The following is a 20075-nucleotide window of genomic DNA, read 5'->3' on the forward strand; positions in this document are numbered from 1 at the left end:
TTGCTTAATTGCTTGCTAAATGTAAGTAATTTATCTTATCAAGCCTGGGGGCTGGCGTCAAGCTTGACGGCTTGAGCCAGTAATGCATCCTTAGTATTAGCGACTTGATCTGCCACCACGGCTTGTTCCAATTTCAACAAAATTTGCCCTAATTTCGGTCCAGCTGGCATCTTTAATTCTTGCATCAACGTTTGACCGTTAATTGCCAACTCTTGGCGTTTATGAATCGGTAAACGCTCATACCGCCGATTCCAATCGCTCCCCATCATAGGCATCTCACTAATTTCACCCACAGCCTGGGCCGTAACTAAAGCGGGGCCTGCTTGGTACAAATCCCAATCGGTTGGCACGTCCATTCGCGCAATGTTCAATACCCGCAAGGCTGCTTGCGCCATTTGAATGAGTTCATTACTATGTTTCCAAAGTCGCAAAAAATCGCCGGCATCCGACGCCGTCAAGCCTAACTCAAAAGCCATTAACGTCCAAGCTTGTGTGGCTGTTTGTGGCTGACGCACTGCCAATTGTTCAGTATAGCCCCATAAGTCAATATCTTTTTGATTCAACCCCGGTAAATATTGATTAAGCTCTAACATAATAAGCATCAACAAGCCTAATTGCGCATTAGGTGCTTGTAATAATTTAGTCATTTCATCATTTAAACGCTCAACTGAAATTTTAGCTAACAAATTCCGTTTTTTCACAATCGCTTGTTTGGTTTGCAAATCAATCCCAAAATTCAATTGCGCCGCAAAACGCACAGCCCGCATCATCCGCAAAGCATCTTCATTAAAGCGCTCGGATGGATCTCCCACCGCACGCAAAATATGCTGCTTGAGATCAGTTAAACCATCAAACATATCAATCACGGTTCCATCCGCTTTTAAAGCTAACGCATTGATAGTAAAATCGCGTCGCTTTAAATCTTCACTCAGATTTCGTACAAATTTAACTTTGTCAGGACGCCGATAATCAGTATAGCCCGACTCTGTCCGAAAAGTTGTAATTTCATAACCATCCCCGTGATCTAAGACCATCACCGTTCCGTGCTCGATTCCCGTATCGACAGTCTTTTTAAATAACTGCTTCACTTCCTCAGGATATGCAGAGGTTGCAATATCCACATCATGTGGTGCACGTCCTAACAGGGTATCCCGCACTGATCCACCTACAAAATAAGCTTCATACCCCTCTGCTTCAAGCGTCTCTAAAATCGGTTGCGCATGTTTAAATGCCTCTGGTAATGTTTGTAATTGCATTAGCTTTGCCTCCTTTCACCACTAATCTTACGTGGAAACAATAATAAGCCCAAAAACAACCCACCACTGAATCCAAGGATTGATTGCTTTTTAATTTTTCTAAAGAAAGTCATAGGGTGTGACTCCTTCCATCCCTACATTATAAGGGATTTGCTCCATTTGAACCATTTGCAGCGTCAAGGCGCCAGCTGGCAAAGACTCAGGCTTGGGTGCTGGCTCAGGCTCTGGCACCACCGAACTGGTTAATTCAAATTCCAGTTCAGGTTCAACCGGTTCTGAAGTCGCCACTTTTTTGGAATCTTTTGACACTTTCTCTTTTTCATCAACCGTCATTTGAACCTGCCCATCAGGCAATTTAGGTAAAATTCCATCAATGGCGGCGGCCAACCGAATTTGTAACATCGTATTCCGTTTTGCACCCGGCGTCACAGCAGCCGCTACGTAGGCTTGCGGTTCTCCCAATAAGACTAGTGAATCCTTAGCCCGCGTTAACCCGGTATATAATAAATTCCGGCGTAGCATTCGGTTAAACTGTTGTACCAAGGGCATAACAACCAATGAATACTCGCCACCTTGCGCTTTATGAATCGTCGTAGCATAGGCCAAAGTTAAGTTAATCAAATCCGATCGCTGATATAAAACGTCAGCTTCATCAAATTCTACTTCAATGTAATCCTTTTTGATTTCATTACCGACATCACGAGCATACATGATGGTCTTAATATACCCGATATCTCCATTATATACGTCATTGTCCGGATCATTCGTTTTTTGCATCACTTTATCGCCGACACGGAAGATAAATTTAAAATCACCTTCTTGTCCTGGTAATTCATGTCGCTTAGAATCAGCTGGATTAAAGATAGATTGAGCAAGGGCATTCATTTGATGTACACCCGCCGCGGTTTTATACATCGGCGTTAAAATTTGCATATCTTTAACTGAATGCCCCCGCTGTACCCAACTTGTTAAAATTTGTTCCATCATTTTGGGAATTTGTGGCAAATGAGCAGGGAAGAAGGAGCGATCCGGTTGACGCACTTGAAAATCATCAGGTAGTCGGCCTTGCTTCACTTCACTGGCTAACTCAATAATAGTTGAACCAGCTTCTTGCCGATGAATGGTCTCAAGTTCACGAAAATTTAAATCACCACTTTGTAATAAATCATAGAACACGCGGCCCGGTCCCACAGAAGGTAGCTGGTCTTTATCGCCCACAAAAATTAATTGCATGTGCGCTGGCGTGCTAGCTAATAATAAACTAAATAACTCTGTATCCACCATCGACATCTCGTCAATAATTAACAATTGTCCTTTTAATGGCTCAATTTCAGCATCACCCAACTGTCCATAACCTGATATACCTAACAAACGATGGATGGTTGTTGCTTCCATTCCCGTAGCTTCCGCCAAACGTTTAGCTGCTCGACCAGTGGGAGCTGCCAATTTAATACCTTTATCAATCCGATCGCTTGGCATCCCCGTTTTTTGTAGCAAAATTCTATACGCGGCCACGACGCCATTAATAATCGTCGTTTTTCCGGTCCCCGGTCCACCTGTTAGGATAAATAACTGATTAGTTAAAGCCGCCAACATGGCATCTTTTTGTTCATCTGAATAGGGAAAGGGGTTCTCCTTTTCCGCCTGGGTTAAAGCGGTCTGCGCTTCAGACCGCGTAAATCCGCCCTTTTGCGTATTTAACTGCACAATTTTTTGCGCAATTTGCACTTCAGCATAATAAACGTCAGCAATGAAAAGGCGCTGTTCATCCGCTACCACTAAGCCCTGCTCGACTAATTCCAACAAAGCTTGTTCAAATTGCTGGTCAGGAATCACGGTGGCACTATTTTGCATAAGCACCCGCTCAGCCACTTGCCGCGTCTGATCCAAACTTAGATACGTATCCCCATTTTCAAAAGTCGCTTGATTTAACGCATGCACGATTCCCGCTTGAATCCGGCGTTCATCCAAAGCATCCATTTCCATCTGCAAAGCTAATTGATCAATCCGTTGAAACGAGACGCCCTCTACTTCTAAGGACAAGCGGTACGGGTCATGCTCTAAGACGTCCAACGTCTCTTCTGCAAAATGCTGATAGACCTCACTAGCTAACTTAGACCCAAAACCATAATTATTTAACGCCACAATGGCCCGCTCCATGCCATCCGTTTGTTGCAATTGCTCAATTAACGTTTCTTGCTGCTTTTTAGGCAAATTCAAATTTTTTAACAAGGCAGGGTTATCTAAAATTTTATCAATGGCTTGTTGGCCCAGGGCATCAACAATTTTTTGCGCAGTCTTTTCACCAACACCTGGAAAAGCATCACTTGATAAATACTGGACCACCCCGTGCGTTGAATTCGTTTGCACCCGCTGATATTGTTGGCTATTAAATTGTTCGCCAAAACGAGGATGCGTTTTAAGCGTCCCACTAAATTGATAAACACTCCCTAATTGAACGTCTCCAAATGAACCCGTCACTGTAATCTCTGGCTCTTCAAATTCAAAACTATGCTCTTTAATTTCCACGGCTAAGACTTTATAAAAGCTATCTGGGGCCGCAAAAATAACATTTTGGACCTGCCCGACCAATTGTTCCACACCATTTTCAGCGGTGAAATCATTCAAATTATTCTGCATCATCTTTTCCTAGCCGAGTACGCATCAACTCATCCAAAACGGCACCTTGCTGTTGATACTTATCGGCATCCAAAGCCTGTGCTTGTTTTAACCAAGTATTATTGGGGTCACCTTTTGACAAAGCAACTAATCCTCGTCCAAAATTAGCGTCAAAATTGTTAGCGTCTAACTCTAAAGCGGATTCAAAAGCCTGTCCACCAGCGACCAAATCACCTAAACTCAACCAAAGATTCCCCAACAGAATTTGAGCTGCTAAATCATCTGGCTGCTGTTCAACCCCCGTTAGTGTGAATGCTAGGGCTTGCTGATATTTCTGCTGATTATAAGCCGCTTGTGCCTGCATCATCAATGCATCGTGTTGTAATTGAACATCATTAATTTTTTGAAAAAAGGTTTGTGCCTGTTCATATTTACCGGCCATGTAATAAACATTTCCTGTCGCATAATTTAATTGCTCTAGCGCCGCCGGTTGACTAGCAAACAACGATAAACTTTTTAAAGCCAACTCCTCGGCCTCCGGTAAATTTTCTAATGTCGTTAATAAATTAATTAAATCTACGTACGGCGCATAATCATTTGGATTTTGCTCAATTAAATTGACTAACTGATGAATTGTTGCTTGAGCTGCCTGTTCCTTATCATCTGCCATCGTTTACCTCCAAATTAAATCGTATTACTAGAATCATTAATAATACCTAAGTAACTCGTATCATTATGCTTAATTTCGTTAAAATTACGTCCATCATGTGTTTCTAAAATTGAAGTAGACGTGTTACTTAAACCGCCCCGCGCACGTAATTGGTCTAAAGGCTTCCCCAACAAGGTTTCAATACCCACGGTCAATAGCATCCCATGCGCAAAGAAAATCAAATTAACGTCTTCACCACCATAAGTGGCTTCGGCGTGCTGAATCGTTTGTACAAAGCGCTTTTGCACGGACGCAAAGCTCTCCGCTCCTGGAACCTGTGTGGCGTCAAATTGTTCAGGATGATTCCGCCATGCATCATACTGATCGGCATGGGTCGCTTGTACATGCGTAAAGGTGTCACCCTCCCAAACCCCTAATTGATACTCTAATAATCCAGGCTCAACTGTTAAATCAACTGGATGCTCCAATTGCGCCAAGGTTAATTCAGCGGTCATTTTAGCGCGTAATAATGGTGAAGTAAAGGCATGCGCAAATTGTATCGCTTGTAAATTTTGACCAAGCTTTTTAATTTGCTGGTATGACTCTGGTAATAATGGCGAATCTCCATTCGCACCTTGAAACCGTCCTTCATTATTCCATTCTGTCTTACCATGTCGTATAAAATATAATTTTGTCATGTCTTGACTCCTCAATTAGTGTTCTTTTCATTATATAACGAAAAATGAGACAAAAAAAGACTTACGCGTGAAGAACTACGCCGTAAGTCTCACTTTAATTTAAGCCTTGGTTCACTTCTATTTTAAGCGATCCCTAAGCGTTGATAAATTGCATCAACTTCTCTTAGGTGCCAATGATAATCAAAGGCTTCTTGAATATCAGTTTCCGTTAAAACCTCACGAATGGCGGCACTTTGTTCCACCAAAGGTCGAAATTGTTGTTGCTCATCCCATGCTTTAGCTGTCAACGGTTGCACTAAGTCATATGCTGCTTCACGTGAAAGTTCACCTTGATCCATTAAGGCATACATCACACGTTGAGAATAAATCAAACCAAAAGTCTGATCCATATTTTTGAGCATCCGTTCAGGGAAGACCTGCAACCGTTCCAAAATCCGCGTCATCCGCACCAACATATAATCCAACGTTGCCGTTGCCTCTGGAAGCATCATGCGTTCAACAGATGAATGTGAAATATCCCGCTCATGCCACAATGGCACATCCTCATAGGCGGGGACCATTAAGCCACGTAAAATGCGCGACAATCCGCTGATATTTTCCGAACCAATAGGATTGCGTTTATGAGGCATTGATGAGGAACCTTTTTGCCCCGGCGCAAATCCTTCTTCCACTTCATGAATTTCCGAACGTTGCAACCCACGGATTTCCAACGCCAACTCTTCTAAACTCGTCCCAACTAAGGCAATCGTGCTAACATAATCAGCATGTAAATCCCGCGGTAAGACTTGTGAGCCGACCGGTTGAGGCATCAATTTTAATGTCTGCATCGCATCATTTTCAACTTCAGGACTAATATTAGCGAAAGTTCCCACTGATCCCGACAGCTTTCCCGTTTCCATTGCCTGACTGACCCGTTCAAAACGTTCAATATTGCGAACCGCTGCTTGGTAATAACGTGCCAAAACTAAGCCAAAGGTTGTCGGCTCGGCTTGCACACCATGGGTACGCCCAATCATGACTGTGTACTTATATTGACGCACCATTTTTTCCAATTGGTCTCGATAATTAGTTAAATCTTCCAAAATTACTTGATTGGCTGCTCGCAAACGCAGGGCTTGCGCGGTATCCACCACATCAGTGCTTGTTAAGCCATAATGAATCCATTTTCGCTCTGTACCTAATGATTCGGAGACATTTCGGGTAAAGGCAACGACATCATGATGAGTCGCCTTTTCTAATTCAGCTATTGCATCAACATTAAATTGTGCATTTTGCTTGGCCCGCTCCACTTCCGCCTGCGTCGGCCGTTGATCAGCTAACTCTGGCTTACGTTTGCCTTCCTTCGCTAGCGCCTCCATTACGGCTAACTCTACATCTAACCATGATTGGTATTGTTGCTCCAATGACCAAATCTTGCCCATCACAGGTCGTACATATCGCTCAAACATCATTTACCCTCTTAACTAATTTTGATGATTTCATTATAGCTTAAAAAAGAAACAAAAACCACTACGTTTATAGATTATCACGACAAATTACGAACTATAATTAAAAAACAGCCCTTTAGACTGCTTTTTTAGTGTTCAGACAATTACCTCTAAAATTTCTCGCTCCACTAATTCATTTAAATAATAGCGCAATAACTCCACTAGTTCAGTTTGATCTGAATTTTTGAAAATATTCACCGTTGCATTTCCCGAAGGATTAATCGTCTTTAATTTCATCCCCGTCACATCTGCATTGATGACAATCTTCAATTTGATTGATTGATCCAACCCCTTACTAGGCTCCAATGCTCGTTGCATCACGTAGGCTCCAGCATTATTTTGTACAAATCCTGTGTCACCAAGCGCGTATTTTTTTAAATTAGGGTTAAATCGATACATCACTGTGTCGCCCAACAACTGAACCTCTTTTTCAAATGCCATGTTCGTCCTACTTTCTTAAATCTGCGCGTTTAAAAGTAAATTCTAAGCCTTCAACTGGCTTAAAATCACGCGTATAATATTGTACTTTTAATTCTTTTGGAGTAACTGAAAGAATCGCATAGGTTCCTTTCAAGTAAGCATACGGTCCGCGCGGCAAGCTAATTGAGCCCGGATTAATGAAAAGCTTTTGTTCCAAAACTTCGGATCCTAATTGATGCGTGTGCCCCACAGTCACCACATCAACTTGCATTGGTTCCACTTGTGTTAATAGCCAATTGATGCCCACCTCGGTATGAAATAAATGCCCATGCGTTTGATAAATGGCAATATCTTGATCACGATACGTGCGATCATCGGGGAACATAGCATCAAAATCTACATTGCCCCGTACGGGCAAGAGCGTTTTAAATAATTCATCATCAGCGTCTAACTCAGAATCACCATTATAAAACATTGCCCGTACTTGGCCTTGATAATGTACAACCAGCTGTTCCAAAATTTCTCGATCACCATGGGTATCAGATACAATTAAATAATCCATACTACGCCTCCCACCAAGTTAAAAATTGGTCATGCAAATTAGTTAAAGCACGCCCGCGATGCGAAATTTGATTTTTTTCATTCATCGACAATTCAGCAAAGCTTTTTTGCAGTGGTGCATAATAAAACAGTGAGTCATAGCCAAAACCATTCTCTCCCTGTTCTTGCGGCAAAATTATCCCATCCACCTGGCCATACGCCACAATCTTTTCACCAGTTGGCTTCAATCCAACCATGACCGTCGCAAAATGAGCGGTCCGCTGAGCTTCAGGTACCCCTTTTAATTGAGTCAGCACCTTCTTTTTATTGGCTTCATCATCATGATCACCAGCATAACGCGCTGAATAAACCCCCGGGTCGCCATCTAATGCATCAATCATTAAGCCGGAATCATCGGCTAAGACGGGCTTTTTAAAATACGCACTTAATTGTTGAGCCTTAAGCTCCGCATTCTCTTCAAAAGTTGTCCCCGTTTCTTGGACTCCTGGCGCATCAGGATAGTCTAACAATGACTGGACTTCAACCCCAAAAGGAGCTAAAAAAGCTTGAATTTCTTGAACCTTCCCTACATTCCGGGTCGCAATAATTAATGTTTCCATCCGTTGACTCCTTACCCTAATTGTAATTGATCCGCGACCAAATCTAAGTGCTTAACTTGTAAATTCTGCCGGTTCAGCCAATGCGTTGCGGCTTGTTCAAAGATTGACACTTCGCCGGTAGTATAAAATTGCATGTGCACATCATCTGGACGTGACCCAACTTGTCGCATATCCGCCTGATTTAAGAATTTTTGCACTTCCAAAACCGCTGCTGCCCCTGCGTCGATCAATTGTACATCCGGTCCAATCACCGCTTGAATCTGAGGGGCTAATAATGGAAAATGCGTGCAACCTAGGATAAGTGTATCCAATGGCTCATTTTTAAAGCCAGTTAATTGTTCAGCAATCACTTGCTTTTGTTGTTTTGAATCAGTCACATTTTTTTCAACTAATTGTACCAGCTCAGGAGCCGCAATTTGATGAATGGCTGCTGTTGGTAAAATTTTCTTTAATCCATCACGATAGCTATTAGACTTAACCGTGCCTTCAGTTGCAATAACCCCAATCTTTTGTTGACGTGTAATTTTAGCGGCCGCTGCCACCCCCGCACTAATTACGCCAAAAATAGGAATGTCAAATTCGGCTTGCATCTGTGGCAAAGCGGCTGCCGTGGCTGTATTACATGCAATCACAATCGCTTTAACATTCTGACTTACTAAAAACTTGATAATTTGGCGCGTAAATTGTAAAACTTCCGCTTGTGGTCGCGGTCCATAAGGCATTCGAGCCGTATCACCGACATATACTACATCTTCATTTGGTAACAACTTTAAAGCGGCCCGTACCGCCGTCAAGCCACCTAAACCGGAATCAAGATAACCAATTGGTCGTGTGTCCATTACCATACCTTCTTCACTATTATAATTTATCCACTAATTCCGCGGGGGTTTGGAAAATATATTCCGCTTCCGTAAATGAAGTTACATCATCAACACCCCACGCGGCTAATCCAAACGCAACGCCTGCATTATGCGCTGCCTGCAAATCATGAATCGTATCCCCAATGTAAATCGATGTTTCGGCTTGCCCTTTTAAATTATGCATCGCCAACAGCACAGGATCCCCCGCCGGCTTCATTTTAGGCGTCATCCCCGCAAAGACAAATGTTTTAAAATATTGTTCAATCTTAAACCGGTCATGGTGCGCCGCAAACTCTTCCGGGCTATTAGACGTGGCAATCCCTAATTGATGTTTGCGGGCGAGCTGTTCTAACATCAGCGCTACGCCATCATACATATAAATTTGATCACGATAGTCATCTAAATTTGATCACGATAGTCATCTAAAAGGCTCGTCCAATTGGCCATCACCTCTTTTTGATTCTCAATTTCCAAATAAGCCAAGGCAGCCGGCCCTGGCAAACCAAAAGTATGATGTAAATCGGCTGCCGAGCGTTGGATACCCAACTGTTCTAATGCAACGCTTAATGCTTGAATATACATCTGCTCCGTGGATAGGAGAGTCCCATCCACATCAAAAATAATTGTCTCCATCTCGCTCCGCCCTTCTCATCGTTCTATCTTTTATTTTACCATGGAATTAAGGGGTTGTGCGCTTGACCTCCGCCCGTAATTTCAACTTAATTTTAAGCAAAAAGCGCAAGCCGCAATCATCGGCCCACGCTTTTATTGTTTGACATTATTTTGCTAATCTATTCAACTTCAAGTTCTTTCAAACGCTCATCAATCATCTTCAAAACAATTTTTTGACTTTCGGAATCTTCTAAGTCATATTTTTGCAAATCAACGCGCATTTTAGGGGATGCATCATACTCTTCATACCATTTCTGATAAGCACTCCACATCTTAAAGTAATATTCACGTAATTCAGCATTATCGTCAAACTGCTCGTAGTCACGTCCGCGCTTTTTAATTCGATACAAGATCGTATCAAAATCGGCATCCGCAAAGACCATTAAGTCAGGCCGACCTTTCTTCATGCCCTTTAGTTCATCCATCATATTATCTAATAGCTTCATGTAAACATCTAATTCAGCATCAGAAATATTTCCAGAACTATGATTTTCTTGCGTGAACAAGGCATCTTCATAAATTGAACGATCCAAAACATTGTTATCATCTGTTAACGCCTTTTTGATCATCGCAAACCGTTTATTCAAAAAATAAATTTGAAGTAAAAAGCCATATTGCTTTGGATCAGCATAATAAAGCGGTAAAACGGGATTTTCGCCCACTGGTTCAAAAAACGCTTGTGTCCCCTTGTGTTTTGCAATTAAATCCGTCAAGGTTGTCTTTCCAACCCCAATCATGCCCGCCGTAATTATCACCATGATTGTCCTTCTTTCATTAAATTTTTGTCTTCACCAACCAAGTTTTAAAGTCCTCGGTCAGATGTTATTATCTATCTTACCCAACAAATTTATGAAAGACAATACTTGTCTTTTTTTGTATTTTACCGTAGAGCTGAAAATTTTTAGTCCCCGTTTCGCGCTAATCCTCAATTTCACCGCTTAACTGTTTTATAAATAAAAAAGGCACGCTTAGATGCCTCATTTATTCTTAAATTAATCCAAATTAGCTTATTGCACGGTCACTGACTTCGCCAAGTTACGAGGGCGATCAACATCCAAACCTCGACCTAATGAAGTATAGTAAGCCAATAATTGCGCTGGAATGACTGACAACAAAGGTGCTAACAATGGATTAGTGTCCGGCAAAACATAACCGTCGCCATCTTGCGCCAAGGCTTTTGTCACAATGGTAAAGGCGTGTGATCCACGTGCAGTAGTCTCAGAAAGATTACCCCGGACCAACCCGGCCGTCTTTGGTTGTGTAATCAAAGCCATCACAGGGGTTTCTTCTTCAATTAACGCCAAAGTTCCGTGCTTTAACTCACCAGCAGCAAACCCTTCTGCTTGCACGTATGAAATTTCTTTCAACTTCAAAGCCGCTTCAAGAGCCACCGTTGAATCAACACCCCGTCCAATATAGAAAGCGCTGTGGGTTGTTTCAGGGACCAAAAGTTCATCCGCTACGGCTTGGAATGTTTCCTTATCGTCAATGATTCCTTGAATTCCCACCGTAATTTCAGAAAGCTCATCTTGCAAATCCAAATTAGCAACTTGGCTATCAACCAAAGCATAGGCTAAGATGGCTTGCAATGTCACTTGTGCTACATAGGCTTTAGTTGAAGCCACAGCAATCTCAGGACCCGCCAACAAAGGCAAAGCATAGGTTGCTTCTCGCCACAAAGTTGACTTCTCAACGTTAGTCAACGTCAAAGAATGATATCCAGCTTGGTTAATGTTTTGCAAAACTTCACGTGAGTCAGCAGTTTCACCAGATTGACTGAGGAAAATAAAGAAAGGCTTCTCAACCAACAAAGGTTGCTCATAAGCAAACTCTGACGAAAGATAAACTTGGGTTGGCTTTTGGGCCCATTGCTCAAACATCCGTGCGCCAGCTAATCCCGCATGGTATGAAGTTCCAGCAGCAATAATGTAAATTTGATCAGCTGCACGCATTTCATCCAAAATAGCCTTACCAACTAGGGCTTGACCATTAGCATCAAAATAACGTTCCATTAAACGGCGCATCACTACCGGCTGTTCATCAATTTCTTTTAACATGTAATAAGGATAAATTCCCTTATCAGTTTCTGAAGCATCAATGTCCAAATGGAATGGTTCACGTTCAACCGCTTCACCCTGTTCATTAAATAATTGAACTTGGGTTGGGTCAACGATAGCGACCTCACCATCCAATAATTCAATAAAGTCATGAGTTTCATCTAACATCGCGACTGCATCAGAAGTTACGACATTAAAGTCACTTCCCACCCCAATCAAAAGGGGTGACTTCCGCTTAGCGACATACATCCGATCGGGTTCATGCTCATCCATTAATAAGAAACCATAGGCTGAATCGCCAAACAAAACCAAGGCTTTGTTAAACGCATCAAATGTACTCAAGTTGTCTTCATTCACGAACTTGCTGATTAATTGAACCGCTACCTCAGTATCAGTATCCGATTGGAACTCGACATCTGATAGATAAGTTTGCTTGAGTTCATTAAAATTTTCAATCACTCCGTTATGAACTAAGTAGAATCGCTCATCAGCTGAATATTGCGGATGTGAGTTTTTAACAGCTGGTGCCCCGTGAGTCGCCCAACGTGTGTGTGCAATTCCTGTTGTCCCTGAAACCTGCTTTGTGGCAACAAGGGCTTCCAAATCAGCAACCCGTCCTTTCTCACGAACTAACACATCAGCATCGGCGTTCTTACTTGGGATAAACACACCAGCTGAATCATATCCACGATATTCAAGCTTCTCAAGCCCTTTCAACAAGATAGGGGCTGATTGTTTAGTCATTCCTGTGTATCCAACAATTCCGCAATAATACATATTAATTAAACTCCATTTATTTTTAATTGGTCTACCCATTGTTTTTCAAACTGTATATCTAATTATATACGTTGTTGAGCCAAACGCAAGGAGCTTTTTAAAAAGTATTAATAATTGGTATAAATTGGTCTATACGCTTTTTAAACATATTTTTCCATCACTGATCATCGCAAAAGCTCTGTTCATAACAAAAAAACTGCCACTCAAAGATACAGTAGCAGTTTTCTAAATTTACAAGTATTAAATTGTCAACAATTCTTTTTCTTTATCGCTAGCAATTTGATCAACATTCTTAATTCCACGATCTGTCAAACCTTGAATGTCTTTTTCGATTTTGCGCAATTCATCTTCAGGCAAATCTTCTTTCTTAGCATGATCTAAAGCATCACGCCGAACATTGCGCACCGCAACCTTAGCTTTTTCAGCTTCAGCCTTAACTTCTTTTGCTAAGTCTTTTCGTGATTCCTCAGTCAAAGCAGGAATCACCAACCGAATTACTGAACCATCACTTGAGGGTGTCAACCCCAAATCAGAAGCAAAAATCGCTTGTTCAATGTTCTTTAAAGCTGTTTTGTCAAAGGGCGTAATTAATAATACCCGCGCTTCGGGCACTGAAATCGAAGCGATTTGATTCAAAGGTGTTTGCGCTCCATAATATTCCACGGTTACATCCCGCAAAATTGACGGATTCGCCACACCGGCCCGAATTTTTCCAAGCTGAACTTGCAAAGCCTCGCCAGCTTTATTCATTCGATCTTCCGTGTTAGATAAAAGTTCGTTTGCCATTATTTCTTTCTCCCAACGGTTGTTCCAATGTTTTCGCCCATTACAACTCGCTTAATATTACCATGCTCATTCAAGTTAAAGACAACTAAGTCAATATCATTGTCCATTGACAAAGTTGAGGCGGTTGAATCCATAATATCCAGACCTTGTGAAATGACATCCATATGCGTCAATTGTTCATACTTAACTGCATCCGGATTCTTTCTTGGGTCGTCGTTATAAACACCATCAACCCCATTTTTACCCATCAAAATGGCATCAGCATTCACTTCAGCAGCCCGTAAGGCTGACGTTGTATCAGTTGAGAAATAAGGTGATCCAGTTCCAGCCCCAAAAATCACGACCCGGCCTTTTTCAAGATGACGAACTGCTTTACGTCGAACATAAGGCTCGGCGACTTGCCGCATTTCAATGGCGGTTTGAACTCGTGTAGGTACACCTTGATTTTCAAGGGCGTCTTGCAAAGATAGTGCGTTCATTACCGTTCCAAGCATTCCTACATAATCGGCTTGGGCTCGTTCCATCCCTAGTTGAGCACCAGCTTCACCACGCCAAAGGTTTCCACCACCAACAACAATTGCAATTTCAATACCAAGTTCATAAACTTCTTTAATCTCAGCTGCAATACTATTAACAGTTGCCGGATCAATTCCGTAACCTTTTTCGCCCGCTAGTGCTTCACCAGATAGCTTAAGCAACACGCGCTTATACTTAACGTCGGTCATATTCCGCACCCCTATCAATTAGTTATTCATTTGTGCTGCCACTTCAGCAGCAAAATCATTTTCAGCCTTTTCGATTCCTTCACCAACTTCATAGCGAACAAATGAAACAACCTTTCCGTTCTTACCTGAGACGTATTGTTCAATAGATTCTCCGTCACCCTTAACGAATGGTTGGTCAACCAATGAAATTTCAGCCAAGAACTTGTTCAAGCGCCCTTCAACAATTTTTTCTTTAATTGCATCAGGCTTACCGTTCAAATCTTCAGCAGATAATTGAACTTCTTTTTCGTGGCTCAAAACATCAGCAGGAACTTCTTCGCGTGAGACATATTGTGGGTTAATTGCTGCTACATGCATCGCAACATCCTTAGCCACTTCTTCTGAAGCTCCATCAACAAGTACTAATGAAGAAATCCGACCACCCATGTGTGAGTAAGCGCCTAAGAATTGTCCTTCTTCGGCAGTTACAACTGCAAAGCGCCGTAATGTAATCTTTTCTCCAGTGATTTGTGTCGTATGAATGATTTCTTCATTCATCGTCTCACCATTCATTGGCAATTCCAAAGCCGCTTCAACTGAAGCTGGGTTTTGATCAACAATGGTTTCAGCCACACCGTGCAAAAGATCATTGAATTCTTTATTTCCGGCCACAAAGTCGGTTTGTGAGTTCAATTCGATAATTGCAGCTTTGTTCCCCTTAACGGCGACATAAGTCATCCCTTCAGCTGCGACAGCTCCAGCCTTCTTAGCAGCCTTAGCCATTCCTTTTTCACGCAAAAAGTCAATTGCCTTGTCCATGTCACCATCAGTCTCAACTAAGGCCTTCTTTGCGTCCATCATTCCCACATTGGTCTTGTCACGTAATTCTTTAACTTGTGCTGCTGTAATTGCCATTATTCATGGTCTCCTTTAATCTTTTTAATTTTTTCTAGTTAATTATACATGATTTTGATGAATTTTAATACTATCGCCCAATAAAAAAGCGCATAATATCAACAATTAAATTCATTTCATGGTAACCACTAGCTCTTGTCGTATAAAAAAAGAGTGGTTCGATTAATCAAAACGCCTGCATGCTTTTTAGCATCCGTTTGTTACACCTTCTCAGTTCCATTATGGAAACATCAAAACGATTATCTCGCCAACTCTTTAATTAGATTTAGTTGTTGTTTCCTTCAACTAATTCAGTCAATTCTTCAATTGAAGCGGCCTTATCATCGCCATCTTCCTTTGAAAAAGCAGCTTCATCAGCTACTGAATCTTCACCTTGGTTTCCTTCGATGATAGCATCAGCCATCTTAGAAGTAATCAAACGAACGGCACGGATTGCATCATCATTTGATGGAATCTTAACATCAATTTGATCAGGATCAGCATTCGTGTCAACCATGGCAACGATTGGAATGTTCAACTTATTAGCTTCTTGCACGGCCAATTGTTCCTTATGTGGATCAACCACAAACAAAACATCTGGAATCCGAGGCATATCAGCAATTCCGCCTAAGAACTTTTCCAACTTTTCACGTTGCTTAGTTAACAAAGCAACTTCCTTCTTTGGCAAACGGTCAAAAGTACCGTCCTCTGACCAGCTTTTCAATTCCTTCAAACGGGCGATCCGCTTTTGGATTGTCTTCCAGTTCGTCAAAGTTCCACCAAGCCAACGGTGGTTAATGAAGTACATGTTTGCACGTGTAGCTTCTTCTGCAATGGCGTCTTGCGCTTGCTTCTTAGTTCCTACAAACAATACAACTGCACCATCTGCAGCGGCATCACGCATGTAGTTATAAGCTTGGTCAACCAACTTAACCGTCTTTTGCAAGTCGATGATGTAAATACCATTACGTTCAGTAAAGATATATTCACCCATCTTAGGGTTCCAGCGACGAGTTTGGTGTCCAAAGTGAACCCCTGCTTCTAGCAATTGCTTCATTGAGATTACTGCCATGAGTAAAATTCCTCCAAAATGTTTTTCCGCCTAAGCCCGCATGTAGTTCGACGACCACAACTGGCACCCGTTCAACTATTGGACTTAGTGAGTATTTATGGCCTAAAGACCAATATAGAATTATACACACCTTTGCTTAAAAAGGCAACTACACGTTCTTAGCGGGCGTAAAATCTTGGATTCCATGTTCACGCAAATATTTTTCTTTTTTCGCGCGCGTTAATTTTTTAAAAGCTGCTTCTGCTTTTAATGCTGTACTCTTATCAGCAAAGGCTTCTTGATACAATAAGGTTAATGGATGGCGTTTTGCAACCCGCGTGTATTTAGCACCCTTTTTGGCCACATGCATTGCAAAGCGTCGCGTCACGTCATCCGTAAAGCCACAATAAAACGTATTATCAGCCGTTAAAAGCACATACATATAATATTGCTTATCCATTATGCTCGACCTTCATAAATATCCCACACCTCATCTCGATAAGTGTCGTCCTCATTATGGGTGATAATCGGTGGTAAAATTTGTGCTCCAGTTAATCGACCATTTTTAATCGCCTCAATTAAAACAACGTTCGCCTCACGTCCAACTTTTGGATAAACAAATTGGATCCGCTTGGGAATCAAATTATTAGCTCTTAAAGCATCCAAAATCTCAAATAACCGATCCGGTCGGTGAACCATGAAAAAATGTCCGCCCGATTTTAACAACTTTTTAGCTGTATAGGTAACTAAATTCAAATCGGCCTTAATTTCATGCCGGGCAATAGCATAGTATTGATTGGGATTTTTATGAGATTTTTCCGTCGCTTCAAAATAAGGTGGGTTAGAGACCACATTTTCCACCGACCCTGGCTTAAGATAATCGAAAACATCTCGCATATCACTATTAATGATTTCAATCTTTTCGGTTAATTCATTCATCGCTACCGACCGCTGGGCCATATCGGCCAACCGGGCTTGAATTTCCACCCCGATGATCTGCCCGGTCACTTTATGCGCCATAAATAATGGAATTGCGCCATTTCCCGTCCCTAAATCAACCAACGTGCCTCGCCCACCATTGCGTAAGTTCGCAAAATGGGCTAATAAAACTGCGTCCAACGAAAATGAAAAAACTTGTTGACTTTGTATAATTTGTACCTCATCCCGATAAAGCATATCAATCCGCTCATCCGGTCTTAATTGCACTGGAGTCATACCATGCCGTCCTTTTTTAATTAGTATTCTAATTTTCCCCGCTCACGAAATAATTGTCAACCACTTGCCTTTTGTGGGATAATACAAGCTATGAATATTAAAAATTAGAGGTTTAATGATGTTTTATAAAATTATGATTCGTGTTGTCCAAGGCTTAATTTGGTTAATTAATGGCCGAGTAACCGTCTTAAATCGCGAAAAACTCCCAACTGGCAACTATGTTTTAGTTGGCCCTCATCGTACTTGGTGGGATCCTGTCTTCTTTGCCGTTGCGGGAATTCCTGACGAATACATGTTTATGGCTAAAAAAGAAGTCTTTAAAAACCCCCTCATCGGTTGGTTTGTGCGCCATGCCAATGGTTTCCCGGTTGACCGCGCTAAACCAGGTCCTTCTGCGATTAAGATTCCCGTCAAAGGTCTGAAAAATTCAAACTTAAGTCTGGTAATTTTCCCATCTGGTTCAAGACATTCCAATGATATGAAAGAAGGAGCCCTATTAATCGCTCGCATGGCTAAAAAACCAATTGTGCCTTTAGTTTACCAAGGACCTCTGACATTCAAAGAACTCTTCAAGCGTAATAATGTCACCTTAGCTTATGGCGACCCCATCGACCCTGCCGACTTCCCCAAGAAGGAAACAGAATCAGCGCCCCTGTTTGATCAAGCCTTAAAACAAAGATTTGATGATTTAGACCAACAAATTGATCCCAATTGGCATTACGTTGATCAGAATCCAGAAAAAGCACCAAAATAATTTATATCTCATAATCTTAATAATAAAAGCGCTAGTTTTAAAAACTAGCGCTTTTATTATAGCTTACTTATTTTGTTGATTTTTCATTTGAGACATTAATTGATTCAACTTCTTTTGTGAAGGCTTTTGACCCATTGAAGTCATCATTGAACGCATCATATCTTCTGAAATTGGTGGATTCTTCTTTAAGTAAGTTTCCATTGAGCGACGTGCCATAAAGAAACCTAAGACCATCCCCACAATAATTGCAATAACAACAATAACAATCCAAATTGACGTATTCATGTGTTAACCCTATCCTCTATTTTTGATTTCGTATTAAATTGTATCTAAAATAACGCAAAAACGCCAGCTAAATTCTAGCTTTACTTAATCGTCGCGTAGACCTTTATCCCGTTGAATTTGCTTAACCTTCTCAGGGGTGACTTCTTTCCCGTCTTTATCAATCACTTGTAGCATTTCAATTTGCGAACGCATTCCCTCACGGAAGTTCGCTAAAAATTCTTGCCGCAAATCCGCCCGCTCCGCCTTTTCTGCTTCAGTTAAGCCTTCCGGTGTCTTAGCTTTCGCTGCCAGGTCATTAATGCGTGAACGCACGGCTAACATATGTTCATTTTCACTCATTTACTTACCCCTCCATGGAATCATTTAATATTTTAAAATTCATGTTAATTACGCTTTCAATATTATAACATTTTCTTACATTCCGCGCGAGAAAGTGCCATCTTCATCCCCAATAAGTTACAATATAATAAAAATACGAGAGGATTTAAATATGCCACGCAATGAAACTAAACAATTAAAAGTCTTACGCTTCATTTACGAAAAAATTCAACAAAATGGCTTCCCTCCCACTGTCCGAGAAATTGGCGACGGCCTAGGCCTTAGTTCTCCTGCTACAGTGCATGGCTACCTCAAACGCCTGGAAGCAAAGTACTATATTAAACGCGATTCCACCAAACCACGCGCTTTGGAAATTACCAACGCCGGGCGCGAAATGATTGGTATTAAAAAAAGCGCAACTATCCCTTATTTGACTGAAAATGACGCTTGGCTTAGCTTTCAACCTGACAACGCCCTTCAGACCAACCTACCAGATAGCTTAACCCGCTACACAGGTGAACTTTTTGCGATGGACATGCCAGACCAGTCAATGAACGGCATCGGAATTTTTCAAGGCGACACCTTATACATTCACCAACAAAATGATGCTGACAATGGTGAGATTGTCGCTTACCTCAACACTCACCAACAAATCAAAATCGGTCGTTTCTTCCGTGAACGGGCCCAATATCGATTCCAACCTGAAAACCAACAATTTATTCCAGAAATTACTTTTCAGCTGAATATTATCGGCCGGGTAGTCGGTATTTTTCGAACTTCCATTTATTAATTGGACACTAATTAACTTTAAAAAATCAAAAATTAAAAGAGTTGAGCTTTAGCGGCCCAACTCTTTTATTATTCAAATTTATTTTAAAAAACTACTCACCTTCATATTCCATCAAGGCATAAATATCATAATCCTTTAAAACTTCCCGGCCTTGTAATTCAGTCAATTCAATTAAGAATCCTAACCCAACAACTTCACCACCAAGCCGTTCGACTAACTTATTTGTCGCAGCAATGGTTCCACCTGTCGCTAACAAGTCATCTACAACTAAGACCTTATCGCCGGGCTTAATCGCATCTGCATTCATCTCCAGCGTGGCTGAACCATACTCTAACGTATAACTTTCCGAAACCGTTTTACGCGGCAACTTACCAGGCTTACGTGCTGGAACAAACCCAACACCTAATTCCAGCGCAATCGGTGTCCCCAGTAAAAACCCTCGTGATTCAGGCGCAACGATGACCGTTGCACCTTGGCGCCGAGCATAATCAACCAGGGCATTCGTTGCCGTCTTTAAGGCTTCGCTATCACCCAATAAAGGTGTTATATCACGAAAAGTAACCCCTGGTCCTGGAAAATCAGGAATCGACTCGATGTAATCACGTAAATCAACTGTCATATCT

24 protein-coding genes are annotated in these 20075 nt (G+C 41.6%); 2 read left to right on the forward strand and 22 right to left on the reverse strand.

What is annotated here, in order from left to right; translation table 11 throughout:
- Positions 1-38 precede the first annotated feature (38 nt).
- From IV73_RS04095 to IV73_RS04180, 19 genes are all read right to left on the reverse strand, one after another.
- Entirely contained in the window at positions 39-1256 is a 1218-nt protein-coding gene (locus IV73_RS04095) for a CCA tRNA nucleotidyltransferase (RefSeq protein WP_057755279.1), read from the reverse strand.
- A 99-nt stretch (positions 1257-1355) separates the two neighbouring features.
- Complete coding sequence (recD2, locus tag IV73_RS04100) at positions 1356-3899, reverse strand: SF1B family DNA helicase RecD2 (protein ID WP_057755281.1); 2544 nt, start codon at positions 3897-3899, stop codon at positions 1356-1358.
- On the reverse strand, positions 3886-4545 hold the full coding sequence (locus IV73_RS04105) for a tetratricopeptide repeat protein (RefSeq protein WP_057755283.1): 660 nt from the start codon (positions 4543-4545) through the stop codon (positions 3886-3888). Before IV73_RS04105 ends, recD2 begins: the two co-directional genes overlap by 14 nt.
- 14 nt (positions 4546-4559) lie before the next feature.
- Positions 4560-5222 carry a histidine phosphatase family protein gene (locus IV73_RS04110; RefSeq protein ID WP_057755285.1) on the reverse strand — a complete coding sequence of 221 codons (663 nt, stop codon included), beginning with the start codon at positions 5220-5222 and terminating at the stop codon, positions 4560-4562.
- A gap of 122 nt (positions 5223-5344) precedes the next feature.
- Positions 5345-6670, reverse strand: coding sequence for an adenylosuccinate lyase (purB, locus tag IV73_RS04115; RefSeq protein WP_057755287.1), 1326 nt, complete (start codon positions 6668-6670; stop codon positions 5345-5347).
- 135 nt (positions 6671-6805) lie between these two features.
- Positions 6806-7150 (reverse strand): DUF1831 domain-containing protein, encoded by a 345-nt coding sequence (locus IV73_RS04120; RefSeq protein WP_057755289.1) that lies wholly within the window; start codon positions 7148-7150, stop codon positions 6806-6808.
- Between the two features lie 7 nt (positions 7151-7157).
- Entirely contained in the window at positions 7158-7691 is a 534-nt protein-coding gene (locus IV73_RS04125; RefSeq protein WP_057755292.1) for a YfcE family phosphodiesterase, read from the reverse strand.
- Position 7692: 1 nt separating this feature from the next.
- Positions 7693-8289, reverse strand: coding sequence for an XTP/dITP diphosphatase (locus IV73_RS04130; protein ID WP_057755296.1), 597 nt, complete (start codon positions 8287-8289; stop codon positions 7693-7695).
- Between the two features lie 11 nt (positions 8290-8300).
- Positions 8301-9128 (reverse strand): glutamate racemase, encoded by an 828-nt coding sequence (gene murI / locus IV73_RS04135; protein WP_057755297.1) that lies wholly within the window; start codon positions 9126-9128, stop codon positions 8301-8303.
- A 19-nt stretch (positions 9129-9147) separates the two neighbouring features.
- Entirely contained in the window at positions 9148-9525 is a 378-nt protein-coding gene (locus IV73_RS06785; RefSeq protein ID WP_269082931.1) for an HAD family hydrolase, read from the reverse strand.
- A 23-nt stretch (positions 9526-9548) separates the two neighbouring features.
- The gene (locus IV73_RS06790; RefSeq protein WP_269082932.1) at positions 9549-9782 is read right to left on the reverse strand and encodes an HAD hydrolase-like protein; all 234 of its coding nucleotides are present in this window, start codon (positions 9780-9782) and stop codon (positions 9549-9551) included.
- A 158-nt stretch (positions 9783-9940) separates the two neighbouring features.
- The gene (locus tag IV73_RS04145) at positions 9941-10579 is read right to left on the reverse strand and encodes a deoxynucleoside kinase (protein ID WP_057755298.1); all 639 of its coding nucleotides are present in this window, start codon (positions 10577-10579) and stop codon (positions 9941-9943) included.
- A 249-nt stretch (positions 10580-10828) separates the two neighbouring features.
- On the reverse strand, positions 10829-12655 hold the full coding sequence (gene glmS, locus IV73_RS04150) for a glutamine--fructose-6-phosphate transaminase (isomerizing) (RefSeq protein WP_057755302.1): 1827 nt from the start codon (positions 12653-12655) through the stop codon (positions 10829-10831).
- Positions 12656-12895: 240 nt separating this feature from the next.
- The gene (gene frr, locus IV73_RS04155) at positions 12896-13441 is read right to left on the reverse strand and encodes a ribosome recycling factor (protein ID WP_057755304.1); all 546 of its coding nucleotides are present in this window, start codon (positions 13439-13441) and stop codon (positions 12896-12898) included.
- Positions 13441-14166, reverse strand: coding sequence for a UMP kinase (gene pyrH / locus IV73_RS04160; RefSeq protein WP_057755306.1), 726 nt, complete (start codon positions 14164-14166; stop codon positions 13441-13443). The genes frr and pyrH overlap by 1 nt, the downstream gene beginning before the upstream one ends.
- A gap of 18 nt (positions 14167-14184) precedes the next feature.
- Positions 14185-15060, reverse strand: coding sequence for a translation elongation factor Ts (tsf, locus tag IV73_RS04165; protein ID WP_057755309.1), 876 nt, complete (start codon positions 15058-15060; stop codon positions 14185-14187).
- A gap of 265 nt (positions 15061-15325) precedes the next feature.
- Positions 15326-16111 carry a 30S ribosomal protein S2 gene (gene rpsB / locus IV73_RS04170; protein WP_057755313.1) on the reverse strand — a complete coding sequence of 262 codons (786 nt, stop codon included), beginning with the start codon at positions 16109-16111 and terminating at the stop codon, positions 15326-15328.
- A 148-nt stretch (positions 16112-16259) separates the two neighbouring features.
- Positions 16260-16550 (reverse strand): GIY-YIG nuclease family protein, encoded by a 291-nt coding sequence (locus IV73_RS04175; RefSeq protein ID WP_201781079.1) that lies wholly within the window; start codon positions 16548-16550, stop codon positions 16260-16262.
- The gene (locus tag IV73_RS04180) at positions 16550-17305 is read right to left on the reverse strand and encodes a tRNA1(Val) (adenine(37)-N6)-methyltransferase (protein ID WP_057755318.1); all 756 of its coding nucleotides are present in this window, start codon (positions 17303-17305) and stop codon (positions 16550-16552) included. Before IV73_RS04180 ends, IV73_RS04175 begins: the two co-directional genes overlap by 1 nt.
- Before the next feature lie 118 nt (positions 17306-17423).
- On the opposite strand from IV73_RS04180, the gene IV73_RS04185 reads away from it, so the two are divergent.
- Complete coding sequence (locus IV73_RS04185; RefSeq protein WP_057755320.1) at positions 17424-18059, forward strand: lysophospholipid acyltransferase family protein; 636 nt, start codon at positions 17424-17426, stop codon at positions 18057-18059.
- A 63-nt stretch (positions 18060-18122) separates the two neighbouring features.
- Here IV73_RS04185 and IV73_RS04190 read toward each other — a convergent pair whose 3' ends face one another.
- Positions 18123-18344, reverse strand: a complete 222-nt coding sequence (locus IV73_RS04190; protein ID WP_057755323.1) for a YneF family protein — start codon at positions 18342-18344, stop codon at positions 18123-18125.
- Positions 18345-18428: 84 nt separating this feature from the next.
- Positions 18429-18683 carry a DUF896 domain-containing protein gene (locus tag IV73_RS04195; RefSeq protein WP_057755326.1) on the reverse strand — a complete coding sequence of 85 codons (255 nt, stop codon included), beginning with the start codon at positions 18681-18683 and terminating at the stop codon, positions 18429-18431.
- Positions 18684-18834: 151 nt separating this feature from the next.
- Here IV73_RS04195 and lexA point away from each other — a divergent pair, with 151 nt between their 5' ends.
- Entirely contained in the window at positions 18835-19452 is a 618-nt protein-coding gene (lexA, locus tag IV73_RS04200; RefSeq protein ID WP_057755329.1) for a transcriptional repressor LexA, read from the forward strand.
- A 91-nt stretch (positions 19453-19543) separates the two neighbouring features.
- On the opposite strand, the gene IV73_RS04205 is transcribed toward lexA, so the two are convergent.
- Positions 19544-20071 carry an adenine phosphoribosyltransferase gene (locus tag IV73_RS04205; RefSeq protein ID WP_057755331.1) on the reverse strand — a complete coding sequence of 176 codons (528 nt, stop codon included), beginning with the start codon at positions 20069-20071 and terminating at the stop codon, positions 19544-19546.
- Positions 20072-20075 lie beyond the last annotated feature (4 nt).

The organism is Weissella kandleri (genome assembly GCF_001438705.1).
Lineage (GTDB): Bacteria > Bacillota > Bacilli > Lactobacillales > Lactobacillaceae > Weissella > Weissella kandleri.